The sequence below is a fragment of the Flavobacterium sp. Flavsp81 genome (assembly GCF_059491325.1).
Window position 1 is genome coordinate 3,321,123 of record NZ_CP168505.1, and the last position, 16,665, is coordinate 3,337,787.

Below are 16,665 nucleotides of genomic sequence, written 5' to 3' on the forward strand. Positions count from 1 at the left end.
GTTGTAAAAGGATTTTAAAATACTTTACTTTACATTATTAATCTTCAGTCTGAAAACGAATTGATTTTGGCTGCTTTCAAAAGAACAATAATGCGTTTATATCCAGTACTTATTTATTCTTTATTCATATTGTTGTTCTTTCCTTTGGGAATAACAGCGCAGGATTCTATTTCTAAAAAGAAAGCTGCTCCTTCCTCAAAAATGAAAGTAGTAACCAAAGATTTAAAAAAAGCATTAGAGGTAAATGATGAAGGGCAGATTGGTCAGAATTATGAACGTCTGGCCAATGAATTTCTCAATAATGAAGACAATGCAAAAGCCGAAGAGTACTATAAAAAGGCATTAGAAAGCTACACTAAATTAAATCGTGTTGAGGATAAGACAAGAGTAACAAGAAGCTTAGCTAAAACACAGGAAAATCAAAATAAATTTAAGTCTGCGATTAAAAATTATGAAGTTGCAGGTGCAATTTCCAAAGATGACAGAGAAGAGAAGATCAACTTAAATGATGCCAATCGTGTACGAACGCGGGCTGCTCCCGTAACCCAAGCTGATTATGTTGAATCAAATATTGAGCTGCTCAAAAAAGAAAACAAAGCAGAGGAAATTGCCGCAGCATACGTTCAAAAAGCAGAAAATTCATTGCAGCAAAAAAACAAGGAAGTTGCCATTGAGAGTTATAAAAATGCACTGACTTATGCAAAAAACAAACCCGAAACAGTTATTAAAATCAAAAATGAGATTGCCAAAGTGTATGCTTCGGACAACCAAATTGACAAAGCAATTGTTATTAACGAAAAGCTTTTGGCTGAAGCCGAAACCAAACAGGATTTTAATAATCAGATAAAGCAATTGCAATCGCTGGCATCACTTTATTTCAAAAAAGAAGAACCTAAAAAAGCACTTTTGTCTTTGAAAGAAGCGTATGGCCTTGCATCTGAAAAAGGAAATTCAGCGGAAGCGAAAAAAAGTTTAGCAGCGTTAGTAAAATACTATAAATCTGAAGGAAACGAAAAAGAAAGCATGGCACTTTATGAGCAGTTTTTTCAAAACTTCGACAAATTAATCCAATCCGATACGAGCTTGATTGATGCCAAAACGTTTCAGATAACCGAAGGGAAAATTCGCCAGTTGGAAAAAGAAAAAACACTGAAGGACGAATTAATTTCTAAGAAAAACACCTTCAATTATTTTCTTTTAGGATCAATTTTATTGCTTTTGCTTTTGTTTCTTTTTATTGTAAAGGCTTTATATTCCATAAAAACTAAAAACAAGGAAATTGCTTTGCAATCGTTACGGCGCGAAATGAATCCGCATTTTATTTTTAACAGTTTAAACAGTGTAAACCAGTTTATTTCAGAAAATAAAGAATTGGAAGCTAACAAATACCTGACTTCCTATTCAAATTTGATGCGAAATATGATGGAGAATTCCAATAAGGATTTCATTATTCTGGATAAAGAAATTGAGCAATTAAAAAAATACTTAGCCTTAGAACATTTGCGTTTTGCAGATAAATTTGATTTCGAAATCATTGTTGATAAAGAACTGGATTCTGAAAGCGTTTTTATTCCGAATATGATTATTCAGCCACATTTAGAAAATGCAATATGGCACGGTTTGCGCTATCTCGATAAAAAGGGTTTCCTGTATCTTAAATTTCAGCTTGTCGACGGAAAAGTAGTTGTCATTATTGAAGATAACGGAATAGGTTTGACCAAAAGTCAGGAACTCAAAACCACCAATCAGAAAGTACATGAATCACGCGGCCTTAATAATACCAAAGAACGCATTGGTTTGCTGAATGAATTGTATAAAAAGAACATTTCTTTCGAGATTAAAGAGAAAGCATTGCCAGAATCAGGAACAATTGTCGAAATTGTTTTTCCCTTAATTGATAAAATATGATGACATTTCAGAAGATAAAAAGTGTAATTGTCGAAGATGAATTGGCCGCGCGTGAAGTCCTCAAGAATTATTTGAGTAAATATTGTCCACAGGTTGAGGTTGTCGGAGAAGCACAGAATATAAAAGAAGCCGTTCCGTTACTGCACGAAATACAGCCACAATTGGTTTTTCTGGATGTTGAAATGCCCTTCGGAAATGCTTTTGATGTTTTGGAAGCCTGTAAAAATTTGCAATTCGAAACGATATTTGTAACTGCTTTTTCAGAATATTCATTAAAAGCATTAAATCAAAGTGCCGCATATTACTTATTAAAACCTATCAGCATCGAAGAATTGATTGTTGCAGTAAACAAAGTGCACCATCAGATCATGAATCATGAAATCTTTAACAGAAACAAAATTATTGTAGAAAATTTTCATGAATTAAAGCCTGAAAAACAACAGGTTATTTTACCAACTCTCGAAGGATTTGAAGTCGTGAAAATGGAAGAAATTGTTCGTCTTCGCGGCAACGGAAATTTCACTGATTTATATCTGAATAACGGAGATAAAAAAATGGTCTGTCGTTTTTTAAAACACTTTTCAGAGATTTTACCATTGCCTTTTATACGTGTTCACAAATCCCATATCATCAATATGAATTGTGTGAAGTCTTATAACAAAGGTGGAATTATCACTTTAAATGATGGTGCCGAAATTGAAGTCTCCCCCACTTACAAAGAGGAATTCCTGAAGAATTTTAAATAGAATTGTTCTTCTCCAAGTTTTTTAATCTCCATTTAATATAAACAAAGCAACAAAAAACTTTGCGCCTTTGTGTCTTTGCGAGATTATTACTTTAATTTTTTTATACTAGTGCGAAATTTGCCCGCAGAGCCGCAAAGGCGCTAAGTTAAAAATACAAAAGAAAAACTTTGTGCTTAGCATTCTCACGACAAATTTTATAAATCAAATTCTTCCTCTATAGATAAAGAATCAACCGGAACTGCTGTTGAATCCGGAGCTTTTATTCGCAAAAACGAACGGGCATTTCCGGAAATATAAACCGGAAGTAAGCCAATGGTGTCTTCAGGAATCAGAACACCGCGACGCAGCATCAGATTACTTAAGAATTTTTGATTCTTAACAGCATAATCTTTCAAATTTCCCTGATCGTTAAACTGATACATAAATTTTCTTGGTTTTGGAATAATCGTTGCCAAAAAGAGACATTCATCTAAACTCAAATCTGATGGGCTTTTCTGAAAATAAAAATGACTTGCCTCTCCAATTCCGTATACATTTGGCCCCCATTCAATAATATTAAAATATACTTCCAACATTCTTTCCTTGCTTACCACACGATTGTTTTCCAGAATGTAAACCAGCAGAATTTCTTCCAACTTGCGCGAAAGCGTTTTTTCGCGGGTAAGAAAAACATTCTTAATCAATTGCATGCTGATCGTACTGGCACCACGGGAGAATTTTTTGGTTCTTATATTCTTTAAAATTGATTGTTTAAAAGCTTCATTGATAAATCCTCTGTGCGAAAAGAAAGAAGGGTCCTCTGTTGTCAGCACACATTTTCGTAAATAAGGTGAGATCTGGTCTAAAGGAGTATAATTCGGATTTGCATTTCCTACTAAAACCGGACGTTGTAATACATTTTGTATTATGGCACGATACACAAATTCACCATTTAATTTATTAAGATCTGCTTCCCCATATTTGGTGATTTTCAGGTCTTCTTTATTTAGTTTGCTGTCAAAAACTAAAGTATTGGGTTTGTTTTTATTGAATTTGAAATCAAGTTTATAATCAAAATTTCCCGTGGCTTCCATTCCCTGAAAGTGCGTAAATAAACCATCAGGTAAAGACACTATAAAATCCTGCGCCTTCATTTTTGGAATATCAACTTTTAAAGTATAAACCGTATCTTTTTCTGTATTATAAGAAACATACGGATGTACTTTTATTTTATTCAATTGCATTGTTGAAGTGCTGTCGATCGATATAAAATCTTCACCTAATAAAAAACGATAATCAAAACGCGCATTTTTAATCACGACATCTTTACTCGCAATTTTAGGATGATTGATTTTTAAATTTGAAATAGAAGTATATCCGTCAATATGCAATTCACTTCCATCCTTATCAATGTTTTCTACATTTAATCGAATCGAATCGAAACTTGCTTTTAAATTATAACGTTCATCTAAATAAGGAACTTTGATGGCACCGGTATCCAGGTTGAAAAAACGAATATCTGCTTTTTTGTTTCTTGGGTCGGCAAACCCTTTAATATTCCATCGCTGATCAAAATTTTTGCTCTGAACATGCAAGTTCGTTTCTAATTCCTTATTGTTTAAAACCAATTTATTTATAACAACCAAAGCTTTTTTGCCATTGTCATCAATCTTAAAATTAAGGTTCTCCAACTTCATGTCGGTAGGGACTAAATTCAATAATTTTGAAATAATCCGATAAGCAAAATCAGCATATTTTCGTTTTTCATTAGTCTTTTTTTCAGTATCATCCTTTTTTAAAAAGGCATCAAAATTGCGCACTTTCCCTTTTTTAACCAATTGAATATACCCATTATTGATTTTCAAAGTTCCAATCTGAACATCTCCAATCAATAAATTTGATAAACTTATACTGGTTTCAATCTTTTGAATATTGAAAAGCGTGTCAGCATTTTTGGGAACCAAAATGACGTTGGTTAGTCTGATGCCCGACAATCCTTCAAACGAAGCCGATTTTACAGAAAATGTACTGTTGTACTCGACATTCATTTTATGAGTTACTTTGGCAATTGCCTGTTTTAAAAGTGAATCACGAAAAAAGTAAAATCCTAAAAAGAGCACTCCTAATACCAGGGCAAGTATTAAAAATGCTTTCAAAATTTTTTGTTTTGGAAATTTCATAAAGTAGGTTTATAAAAAAATTAACCAAAAAGAATACTGGCCACATCTTCGATTTTAGCCACAAGTTCAATTTTGATTCCTGTGTTTTTTAAGGTGATTTTATTGTATTTAGAAACAAATATAGTATTGAATCCTAATTTCTCGGCTTCCTGGATTCTTTGATCAACACGATTTACCGGACGAATTTCTCCGGACAAACCCACTTCACCGGCAAAACAGAATCCTTTTGTTACCGGAATATCTTCATTTGAGGATAAAATTGCCGCAACAACGGCTAAATCAATCGCAGGATCATCAACAGAAATTCCGCCGGTTACATTCAGGAAAACGTCTTTTGCTCCTAAACGAAACCCGGCTCTTTTTTCTAAAACTGCCAAAATCATATTTAATCTTTTAGCGTTATAGCCAGTTGTACTTCGTTGGGGTGTTCCGTAAACTGCTGTGCTTACAAGCGATTGTATTTCGATCATCAGCGGACGCATGCCTTCCATCGTAGTGGCAATCGCAGTTCCGGACATCTCTTCGTCTTTGTGTGAAATCAGTATTTCTGACGGATTGCTTACTTCCCGTAAACCACTTCCCAGCATTTCATAGATTCCGAGTTCTGCAGTTGATCCAAAACGATTTTTTAATGAACGTAAAATTCGATAAACGTGATTTCTATCGCCTTCAAATTGTAAAACGGTATCCACCATATGTTCCAGAATTTTTGGGCCGGCAATATTTCCGTCTTTCGTAATATGTCCAATCAAAATAACCGGAATATTGGTTTCTTTGGCAAACTTGATCAGTTCGGCAGTAGTTTCCCTAATTTGAGAAATACTTCCCGCAGTTGATTCAATATAATCGGTATGCAAAGTCTGAATCGAATCTATAATCACGATTTCAGGTTCAATCGCTTCAATCTGTTTAAAAATATTCTGTGTCTTGGTTTCAGTCAGAATATAGCAATTGTCACTGTTTGGTGTGATTCTTTCTGCACGCATTTTTATTTGCTTCTGACTTTCTTCGCCGGAAACATAAAGCGTTTTATAAGGTAATTTTAAAGAGATCTGTAATAAGAGTGTACTTTTTCCAATTCCTGGTTCTCCTCCTAAAAGCGTTAAAGATCCCGGAACTAAACCTCCGCCAAGAACACGATTTAATTCACCGTCAGTTGTATTCATTCGAATTTCCTGAGCCGAATCGATTTCATTAATTTTTAATGGCCGTGGTGCTTTACTTGTCGAAGTCGGTTCACTTTTCCATGCCACTTTTTCCTGCTTCTGAATAATTTCTTCTGCAATAGTATTCCATTCTTTGCAAGCATTACACTGCCCTTGCCATTTGGCATATTGGGTTCCGCAATTTTGACAAAAAAAGGAAGTTTTTACTTTCGACATTATTTTTTATTTTTTGCAAGCAGATTCATCTCATCTATTTTTTCGTACATCATATCCTTATTCAAATCCCCAATTGGTGCCATTTGTGAAGCATTTTGATATTTTTTTGACGCCCTTTTCGGATCATCCATTTTTTCATACATCAGACCCATTTCATATTCCCCTAACATTGCTTCCGGGTAATTCACATTCGCAATTTCAGCCATTTTCCCTAATTCATCATAAAGGTTATTCTTCAGGATAAGGTTTTCAATTACTTTAAAATCATTCATCCTAACAGGGATCTGAACACCAAAAACAGTTGACATTACATTATATTTATTCTCTAAATAATCTGCATATCCGGATTTCAAAACGGCTATTTTGTCTTTATATTCAGCAGAATTAATTGGTTTATATATTTCAAAAATTTGATACAGCGCATTTGGAATCGAATGTAAAACTTCTGTATAATGGGTTGAATTTTTAAATAAATCGTATTTATAATTCACTAACGGATTATTAGCGATTTTAATATTGCTGTCTAATTTTTCTATAGGTTCTTTGATTTTTTTAATATCACCGTCAGCTGCAGATAAATAATAAAAAAACGGTTCTTTTACTTTAGCAAATTTCTCAGGTATACGAATTTCCATTTTTGGTGCAAGTTCGGGACTCAAACAAATATATCCTTTAAAAAGGGGTATATCTTTATATAAGTAAAAATTGATAAAACTGGCAGTCATATCATGACCTGCAATGATCCTGAAAGGAGAAGTACGATATTTTTTTTCAACATACGGAATTAACTCTGCTCCTATAAATTCGAAAAACTGAGCTCCTTTTTCAAATGGAAGTCCACTAATCTGATCAATAGTACAGTCATCAAAACGTTCCCCATCCTTATTTTGATGAATTCCAATAATTATCATTTCCGGCAAATCGTCCCAATAGGCGCCATAACTTACTGCTCCTGAAAAGGCATCAAAAAGATAATCACCATCCAGCAAATACAAAACAGGATATTTTTTATTAGGATTAGCTTCATAAGACTCCGGGAGCCCTATAGTTATTCTGCGTTCGACTCCAAGTTTTTCAGATTTAATATTGTCGAATTTTTTTTGTGAAAAAGCGGAAAATGAGATTAAGATAAAAAATAAGTAAACTTTTTTCATGATTGGGGAATTTCAGAGAATTAAAAAGTAATAAAATAGTGCAGCAATATAATAATTTATTTGCTTTTTGTTAGGATGAAATTTTAAAAGGCAAAGAAATTTAAGACAAAAGGAATTTTATTTGTGCAAAAATAAATTTGACAAATAAGAAAAAAGTTAAGATCTGAAAAATAAATTTAGGTTAGGGAATTATCATTTTCATTAGGAAAAACAATCCATGGCTTAAAGGTTTTTGCTTCTTCAAATTCCAGGGTTGCATAGGAAATAATAATAATAATGTCGTCTTTTTGAACCTTTCTTGCTGCGGGTCCGTTGAGTGTGATTTCTCCGGAATTTTTTTCGCCTTTTATAGCATAAGTTTCAAAACGTTCCCCATTATTGATATTTACAATAGATACTTTTTCACCTTCAATGATATTTGAAGCTTCCAGTAAAGTTTCATCAATAGTAATGCTGCCAATATAATTTAAATCGGCTCCGGTTACTTTAACTCGATGAATTTTAGATTTTATAACTTGAATTTGCATGTTGCAAAGGTAAATTAATTTAATGAAATGGTGTCAATCAACCTAATAGAATTAACAAATACTGCTATAAATGCACGGTATTTTTTGTCGGTACTTTTGTGATCGATGGGTAATAATGTAGATTCATCAGCAATTACAAAATATTCCAAATCAAACTTGTCATTATCCCTGAAAGAATTCTCTACAAATTCAATTGTTTCTTCGGGGCTTTTTGTCTGAAATATTTCTTTTGCTTCTGTTAAGGTTTTATAAATGATTGCTGCTTCTTTTCTTTCTTCAGCAGTTAAACGTTCATTTCGGGAACTCATTGCCAGTTGGTTTTCTTCTCTGAAAATAGGACAACCTATTACATTAACCGGTATGTTATTCTTTTCAACCATTTTTTTGACGATTTGCAATTGCTGAAAATCTTTTTCTCCAAAATAGGCATTAGTTGGTGAAACGATTTCAAACAAGCGTTTCACAATTGTTCCGACACCATTAAAATGTCCCGGTCTGAATTTTCCTTCCATTTGATTTTCCAATCCATCAAAATCAAAATTCTGCGAAATCATATTTCCTTCGTAAATATCATCTACAGAAGGAGCGTACAAAATGATTTTATCACTCAAACCACGCATTTTTTTCACATCATCTTCTAAGGTTCTTGGGTACTTTTCCAGATCTTCAGGATTGTTAAACTGAGTCGGATTTACAAAAATACTAACAACAGTATCATCGTTTTCTTTCAGAGAACGTTGCATTAAAGCCAGATGCCCCTGGTGTAAAGCGCCCATCGTTGGTACAAACCCAATAGTAGAATTTGTGGTTTTGATAGTTTTTAAATAAGCTATCAGAGCTACTTTACCGTAGAAAATATGCATGTCGGTATTATTAAAATTTAGTGCAAACATAATATATTAGTTATAAACTGCATAAATTTTTGTAATTTTGCAACGTTTTTATTACCAAAAATTAAGTAAAATACTATTATGAAAGATAAGAGGATATTATATGTATCATCTGAAGTCGTGCCTTATTTGGCTGAAAATGAGGTTTCATTAATGTCTTATGACGTTCCGAAAATGATAAATGATCAGGGAGGCCAGATAAGAATTTTCATGCCAAGATATGGAAATATTAATGAAAGAAGACATCAATTACACGAAGTAATCAGACTTTCAGGGATGAATTTGGTAGTGAATGACTTAGATATGCCCTTGATTATCAAAGTAGCATCAATTCCTAAAGAGCGAATCCAGGTCTATTTTATTGATAATGATGAATATTTTAAACGAAAAGCAACTTTTGCAGATGAAGAGGGGGTTTTATACCCTGATAATGATGAAAGAGCAATTTTTTTCGCAAAAGGAGTTGTTGAAACTGTAAAAAAACTCAACTGGGTTCCGGATATAATTCACGTTCATGGCTGGCTGGCTTCAATGCTGCCAATTTATATGAAACATTATTATAAAAACGAGGCTTTATTTTCTGAAACCAAAATTGTAACCTCTGTTTACGGACAATCTTTTGATGAAAATCTGGATTTAGAAATGATCAACAAGGTGAAATTTGATGGTGTTCCGCATGAGAGTATTGCAGATTTGGAAACGCCAAACTACGAAAACATCCTAAAAGCGAGCATATTGCATTCAGATGCTGTAATAATTGCCTCTGAAAACGTCTCACCAAGTTTAACAAAATTTATAGAATCTTCAGGAAAACCTTTTTTACCTTTCACCTCGAAAGATGCATTCGCTGAAGCGTATACAAATTTCTATAAAAGTATGGGGCTTTAAATTTTAACATTATTATTACACATGTACAATACTTCTTTTATTAAGAAAACTCTATTAATAGCAACAATTGCTCTTTTCTATTCTTGCGATAAAGATTTTAATGCCATTGGCGATGATTTAATTGGGGACGATCATTTTGATTTAACGCCAGAACTTTACAGCGTAAATGCTTATAATCAAAAAGTTACTCCGGTAGCTTCCAATAATTTAGCAGTAAATGCATTAGGAATTTTAGAAAATCCTGCTTTTGCTATAACTACCGCAAATTTCAATACTCAGGTTGCACTCGCTACATATGCTCCGGAATTAGGTGAAGGAGTTGCAATTGATAGTGTAACTTTAAATATTCCGTATTTTGTAGATGCAAGAAAGACAGTTACTAATGCTGAAGGGATTTCAACCTATAGCCTGGATTCTATTTATGGTCCTGTAGACGGAAAAATTAAATTAAGCGTTTATGAATCAGGTATTTTTCTGAATACTTACAACGCTAATAATTATGATGTAAGTAAATTTTACAGCACTGACAGAAATAGTGATTTCCAGACTCAGGCAGAAGCGTTAGGGGCAAGATTGAATGATGCTACTGATCAGTCTGAGAATGATGGCTTCTTTTTTAATTCTAAGGAAATTGTTGAAAAAACAACAGATCCTGACACAAAGGTTGTTACTACTAAAAGAATTAAACCTGAAATGCGCCTGCATTTAAACAAAGACTTTTTTAAAACAAAAATATTTGGAGCAGCTGCCAGTAAATTAGCTGCTGATGATGTATTTAAAAATTATTTTAAAGGATTATATTTTAAAGTAGAAAAATCACCATTAACTCCGAATAGCAGAATGGCTATGCTGGATTTTAAATTAGGAAAAATAAATATTTTTTATAAAGCTAAAACAGCTATAACGACTGATGCTGAAACAGTAATGGAGTCAAAAACCCTGGTTATAAATTTAACCGGAAATACTGTTAGTTTATTAGAAGAAAGCAATCCTGCGTCTGACTATACAACTGCTACCGCAAATGATCAGGCTGCAGATGAAAAATTATATTTAAAAGGAGGCCAGGGATCAATGGCGGTTATTGAACTTTTTGACAAAACCGATTTGATTAGCTACTACAAGGGAAATCCGAAAAACAAACCAAATAATGTTCCGGATGAATTAGATGAAATTCGAAATAATTACATCTCCAAAAACTGGAGAGTAAATGAAGCCAGCATGGTTTTTAATGTCGATTCTGAGAAAATGCCTGAAAGTACTGAAACAAATAATGTTTATCATCCAAACAGAATTTATTTATATGATCTAAACAACAATACACCGCTTCTTGATTATATTTTTGATGGAAGTACGTCTGTAACTGGTAACCCGAAAAAAGCTAAATCAATTTTTGGCGGCATGCTTAATACAGATGCAAACAAAAATAAAAGTTACAATATAAAGATTACAAACTATATCAGAAGCATTATTAAAGATACTACTGCTACTAATGTAAAATTAGGTTTGGTAGTTACTGAAGACATTAACACAACCGCTTCTGCTAAATTAGACAAAACTAAAATGAATGCTGAAAGTATATCTGAAATTCCAAGAGCTTCTGTGATGAGCCCATTAGGTACGGTTTTATTTGGAGGAAATGCTACTGAAGCGAAAAAATTAAAATTAAAAATTTACTACACCAAACCAAATCAATAAATAATTATGTGTGGAATTGTTGGATATATAGGTCATAGGGAGGCGTATCCTATTGTTATCAAAGGATTAAAACGACTCGAATACAGAGGTTACGATAGTGCTGGCGTAATGTTATACGACCAGGAATCGGGTATTAAACTTTGTAAAACAAAAGGGAAAGTTTCGGATCTTGAGGAAAAAGCAAAAGCAAATTTCACAACAAACGGAACCATTGGAATTGGACATACCCGTTGGGCAACACATGGTGTTCCTAATGATGTAAATTCACATCCGCATCTTTCAAATTCCGGAGATTTAGCTATTATTCACAATGGTATAATCGAAAACTATGCTCCACTTAAAGAAGAGTTGAAAAAAAGAGGTTATGTATTTCATTCAGATACAGATACTGAAGTTTTGGTAAATTTAATTGAAGAGGTTCAGAAAAAAGAAAAAATAAAACTTGGAAAAGCTGTGCAAATAGCATTAAATCAAGTTGTAGGTGCTTATGCCATAGCCGTTTTTGATAAAAAAAATCCAACTGAAATTGTAGCTGCCAGATTAGGAAGTCCATTAGCAATTGGTGTTGGTGAAGGAGAATACTTTATTGCTTCTGATGCCTCTCCGTTTATTGAATATACTCCAAATGCAATATATCTTGAAGATGGTGAAATGGCAAATATCAGATTGCATAAACCTCTTAAAGTTAGAAAAATAAAAGATGACTCTTTGGTAGATCCTTACATACAAGAACTCCAGATGAATTTGGAGCAGATTGAAAAAGGAGGGTATGACCACTTCATGTTAAAAGAAATATTCGAACAGCCAAGCGTAATTAAAGATACTTACAGAGGAAGACTTAATGCCAATAAAGGAATTGTTCAGTTAGCAGGAGTTGAAGACAATATCGAAAAATTCCTGAACGCAGATCGTATTATCATTGTGGCTTGTGGAACTTCATGGCATGCGGGACTTGTAGCCGAATATGTTATTGAAGAGTTTACCCGTATTCCTGTAGAGGTTGAATACGCATCTGAATTTAGATACAGAAACCCAATTATCAATAAAAATGATGTTGTTATTGCAATTTCTCAATCGGGAGAAACAGCAGATACAATGGCTGCTATTAAATTAGCAAAAGAAAATGGTGCTTTTGTTTTTGGAGTTTGTAATGTTGTAGGATCATCCATTTCAAGAGAAAGCCATGCTGGTGCATACACACACGCAGGACCGGAAATTGGAGTTGCTTCTACTAAAGCTTTTACTACTCAGATTACCGTTTTGACAATGATTGCATTGCGATTAGGAAAAGCTAAAGGAACTTTATCAAACACTGACTTTCATACCTATTTACAAGAATTAGAAATAATTCCTGAAAAAGTTGCCGAAGCATTAGAAACTAATGACAGAGCAAAAGAAATTGCTACAGCTTTTAAAGATGCCCCAAACTGTTTGTATTTAGGGCGTGGTTATAACTTTCCGGTAGCCCTTGAAGGTGCTTTAAAACTTAAAGAGATATCTTATATACACGCCGAAGGTTATCCTGCCGCCGAAATGAAACACGGCCCAATTGCTTTAATTGATGAGCAAATGCCTGTTATTGTAATAGCTCCTAAACAAGGCCATTATGATAAAATTGTAAGTAATATTCAGGAAATAAAATCCAGAAGTGGAAAAATTATTGCAGTTGTAACTAAAGGAGATACACAAGTTCGTGAATTGGCCGATTATGTAATAGAAATTCCTGAAACTTCTGATGCACTGTCGCCACTTATCACAACAATACCTTTACAGCTTTTATCTTACCACATTGCTGTCATGAGAGGGTGTAATGTTGATCAGCCACGTAACTTAGCTAAATCTGTTACAGTCGAATAATTATATATACAAAATAATAATTTATTAAAGCGAGGCAAATGTCTCGCTTTTTTATTGCTAAATACTTTTTTAATATTAGGTAAGACTCATTGTTCTAATATACATTTATTCTGACACCATAATCTGCATTTATCAAGCTCTGTCGCTGATTACATTAAGAAACAAATTTACCTAAAACTGCCGTTAACCAGTAGAATACAAAAGGTAGAAATATAGTATCGGACTGCATTTCCAAATAATAAACTTATTACAATCCATTCTAAAAGGTAAAAGCTAATTATATTTAATTTCCCAGATTATGTCTATCCGTACTATTCCCCTATTTAAATATAAAGAAAATATAATAAATGTTAAAAAGCGAGAATTAGTACTCGCTTTTTTTTATTGTCAATATTTTTTTAATGTCCATGTATTTTTATCAAATCCGCAATATTTTTCGCAAAATATTATATGTACGCATAGTATTTGGGATTGTCGTGCTTTGATATTGATTTTACTTTAATAATATTCATTATGAAATAGTTAAAATACTCATGAAAAATGTGCCTAAAATTATTTTTTTTTAACATTTTTTTATTAATATCAAAATTATTTGTATTTTGGCTATATAAACTAACCAAAAAAACTGACAAATGAGAGTGTATTTACTAATTATGTTGTTTTTCAGCGGATTATCCTTTGCGCAGAATACAATTTCCGGTTCTGTTACTGACAGTAACAAACAATCTATTCCTGGAGCCAATATTAATGTAACAGGTAACCCAAGCAGCACATCAACTGATTTTGACGGCACTTTTAAATTGAATACTTCTGCCAAACTACCTTATACAATTAAGGTTTCAGCTGTAGGTTTTGAAACGAAAACAATTAGCATTACATCAGCAAATCAAAATGTAAGCGTAGTCTTAAAAGAAGAAGAAACCAAACTTGATGAAATAGTTGTTTCGGCTTCCAGAACTCCTGAAAGAGTAATTGAATCACCTGTTACTATTGAAAGAATGGGTATTCAGGAAATTAAGAATACCACTGCTCCCACCTTTTATGATGGTTTGGAAAATTTAAAAGAGGTTCACTTTAATACAAGTAGTATTTCTTTCAAATCAATTAACACACGTGGATTTTCGACAGTTGCCAATACGCGTTTTATGCAATTAGTAGATGGAATGGATAATTCTTCTCCGGCATTAAACTTTGTTTTAGGCAATTTAATTGGTATTTCAGATATTGATGTAGCTAATGTTGAGCTTTTGCCCGGTGCATCTTCAGCACTTTATGGTGCAAATGCTTTCAATGGAATTTTATTTATGAACAGTAAAAATCCTTTCACAAATGAAGGAATTAGTGTTTATTATAAATTTGGCAAAACTACTCAGGATGCTGCAGGAACAAATAATTATAATGATTTCGGAATAAGAGCAGCAAAAGCGTTTACAAAACATTTTGCCATGAAAGCAAACTTCACTTATATGGAGGCAACGGAATGGATTGCTGCCGATAAAAGAAGTATGACAGGTGGTTCTATAGGACATGCAATGAATCAAAATTATGATGGATTGAACCTTTATGGAGACGAGGTTACTACTTCTATACCAAATGTAGGACAGGTAAGCAGAACCGGATATCGTGAGCAAGATCTGACTGATAATAAAGTAAAAAATATAAAAGCAGATTTTTCTATGCATTTCAGACCATGGGCTAATGAAACCGAAATTATCTTACAATATAAAATTGGTCTGGGTAGTACAATCTACCAAGGAGCCAACAGATATGCTTTGAAAGACTTCATGATGCAGCAGGCAAAATTAGAAGTAAAAGGGAAAAACTTTTTTGCAAGATTTTATGCAACTGATGAGGATGCCGGAAATTCATATGACATGAGATTTGCAGCATGGAATATAAACAGGGCGGCTAAATCTGATAAAAACTGGTTTACCGATTATGGAACAGCTTTTCAATTGTCATCTGCAGTCCTTGGTCTTAATGCAAATGATGCAGCGGTCTATGCCAGAAATTTTGCAGATCATAATGTTTCACCAAACTTACCATTAGTCCCAAATACTGATCCTCTTAATCCAGACGCTCCAAGATCCCCAAGATTTGAGCCTGGTTCAGCGGAATTCAATAATGCGCTTAAAACTGTTACTGCAAATCCAGATTTAACACAGGGCGCAAAATTTATTGATCATTCAAAATTATATCATTCTGATGTAAATTATAACTTTAAGGATATAATCAAATTTGCAGAAATTCAGGTAGGAGGTTCCTGGAGAAAATACATAATGGATTCAGAAGGAACTATTTTTACCGATTATGATGGCCCAATAGATTATAAAGAATATGGTGCTTATACTCAGCTTCAGAAAAAATTCATTGATGATCGATTGAAATTTACAGGTTCTTTACGTTATGATAAAAGCCAGAATTTTGATGGCAATATATCTCCAAGAATTTCATTAGTATATTCAGCGGGAGAATCTAAAAGACATAATTTCAGAGTTTCATACCAAACAGGTTTTCGTAATCCGACTACACAAGATCAATATATTGGTTTAGATTTAGGACCATTCGCATTAATTGGTTCAGCACCTGAAAATTTAGACCGTTTTCAAGAAACTGTAAATGTAAGTACGTCAGGACAAACTGTGGCTGGACAGCCTGCAACTATTGGAATGTCTGGTCGAAATGCATATGAGAACGCATATACATTGGCTTCTGTTCAGGCATTTGCAGCATCTTCAAATCCGGGTGACCTTAAAGTAGCAAATATTGGATTAGTAAAACCAGAACAAGTAAAGGCTTTTGAAATTGGATATCGTACTGTAGTTCAAAATGATTTATCAGTTGATATTAATGGGTATTATAATATTTATAATGACTTCATGAATACAGCGAGAGTGATTTCTCCTTATTATGGAACAGTAGGAACCGATCCAACAAATACTGCAGTACAACAAAGTTATCAGGCCTTAGCTTTTGGTGACAGAAGAGTATATCAGGTTTATACTAATACAACTGCAAAAATTACTTCATTAGGTTTTGGAGTGGGATTATCCAAAAAAGTATACAAAGACTTTGAATTGGGAGTTAATTATAATTATGCACAATTTGATTTCGATCAGTCAGAAGACCCAAGCTTTGTAGCAGGGTTTAACACTCCTAAACACAGAATTAAAGCTTCTCTTGGTAATTCCAAAGTAACTAAAAATTTAGGCTTTAATCTTAATGCAAGATGGAATACAGAATATTTATGGCAATCTTCTTTTGGAGACGGTATGATTTCGGAAAATACAGTTCTTGATGCTCAGATAAATTATGCTTTCCCAAAATTAAAATCAGTTATCAAAGTTGGTGCAACGAATCTCTTTGGTGATGATTACCTTCAGGTAATTGGAGCAGGTGCTATTGGTCAGATGTGGTTTGCTTCCTGGACAATTAATCCATAATCCGGAAAGGATTATT

General features: G+C 33.4%; 11 protein-coding genes. 6 read left to right on the forward strand and 5 right to left on the reverse strand.

Annotated features, from left to right (window positions below; translation table 11 throughout):
• The first annotated feature begins 90 nt into the window (after positions 1-90).
• Positions 91-1,908, forward strand: coding sequence for a tetratricopeptide repeat-containing sensor histidine kinase (locus ACEN92_RS13855; RefSeq protein WP_495638946.1), 1,818 nt, complete (start codon positions 91-93; stop codon positions 1,906-1,908).
• On the forward strand, positions 1,905-2,654 hold the full coding sequence (locus tag ACEN92_RS13860; RefSeq protein ID WP_495638947.1) for a LytR/AlgR family response regulator transcription factor: 750 nt from the start codon (positions 1,905-1,907) through the stop codon (positions 2,652-2,654). The genes ACEN92_RS13855 and ACEN92_RS13860 overlap by 4 nt, the downstream gene beginning before the upstream one ends.
• Before the next feature lie 194 nt (positions 2,655-2,848).
• On the opposite strand, the gene ACEN92_RS13865 is transcribed toward ACEN92_RS13860, so the two are convergent.
• The 5 genes from ACEN92_RS13865 to panC all read right to left on the reverse strand — a co-directional run bounded on the left by ACEN92_RS13865 (position 2,849) and on the right by panC (position 8,769).
• Complete coding sequence (locus ACEN92_RS13865) at positions 2,849-4,813, reverse strand: transglycosylase domain-containing protein (protein ID WP_495638948.1); 1,965 nt, start codon at positions 4,811-4,813, stop codon at positions 2,849-2,851.
• Between the two features lie 20 nt (positions 4,814-4,833).
• Positions 4,834-6,195 (reverse strand): DNA repair protein RadA, encoded by a 1,362-nt coding sequence (gene radA, locus ACEN92_RS13870; protein ID WP_007808147.1) that lies wholly within the window; start codon positions 6,193-6,195, stop codon positions 4,834-4,836.
• A complete protein-coding gene (locus ACEN92_RS13875; protein ID WP_495638949.1) occupies positions 6,195-7,349 on the reverse strand; it encodes an alpha/beta hydrolase in 1,155 nt (384 codons plus the stop codon). The genes radA and ACEN92_RS13875 overlap by 1 nt, the downstream gene beginning before the upstream one ends.
• Positions 7,350-7,525: 176 nt before the next feature.
• Complete coding sequence (panD, locus tag ACEN92_RS13880) at positions 7,526-7,876, reverse strand: aspartate 1-decarboxylase (RefSeq protein ID WP_495638950.1); 351 nt, start codon at positions 7,874-7,876, stop codon at positions 7,526-7,528.
• 14 nt (positions 7,877-7,890) lie between these two features.
• Positions 7,891-8,769: a pantoate--beta-alanine ligase gene (panC, locus tag ACEN92_RS13885; RefSeq protein WP_495638951.1), complete on the reverse strand. Its 879-nt coding sequence runs from the start codon at positions 8,767-8,769 to the stop codon at positions 7,891-7,893.
• A 78-nt stretch (positions 8,770-8,847) separates the two neighbouring features.
• Here panC and ACEN92_RS13890 point away from each other — a divergent pair, with 78 nt between their 5' ends.
• From ACEN92_RS13890 to ACEN92_RS13905, 4 genes are all read left to right on the forward strand, one after another.
• Complete coding sequence (locus tag ACEN92_RS13890; protein WP_495638952.1) at positions 8,848-9,654, forward strand: glycogen/starch synthase; 807 nt, start codon at positions 8,848-8,850, stop codon at positions 9,652-9,654.
• 21 nt (positions 9,655-9,675) lie between these two features.
• On the forward strand, positions 9,676-11,349 hold the full coding sequence (gene bamH, locus ACEN92_RS13895; protein ID WP_495638953.1) for a BamH family beta-barrel-assembly machinery protein: 1,674 nt from the start codon (positions 9,676-9,678) through the stop codon (positions 11,347-11,349).
• Between the two features lie 6 nt (positions 11,350-11,355).
• The gene (glmS, locus tag ACEN92_RS13900; protein ID WP_495638954.1) at positions 11,356-13,206 is read left to right on the forward strand and encodes a glutamine--fructose-6-phosphate transaminase (isomerizing); all 1,851 of its coding nucleotides are present in this window, start codon (positions 11,356-11,358) and stop codon (positions 13,204-13,206) included.
• Positions 13,207-13,838: 632 nt separating this feature from the next.
• The gene (locus tag ACEN92_RS13905) at positions 13,839-16,649 is read left to right on the forward strand and encodes a carboxypeptidase-like regulatory domain-containing protein (RefSeq protein ID WP_495638955.1); all 2,811 of its coding nucleotides are present in this window, start codon (positions 13,839-13,841) and stop codon (positions 16,647-16,649) included.
• Positions 16,650-16,665: the final 16 nt, after the last annotated feature.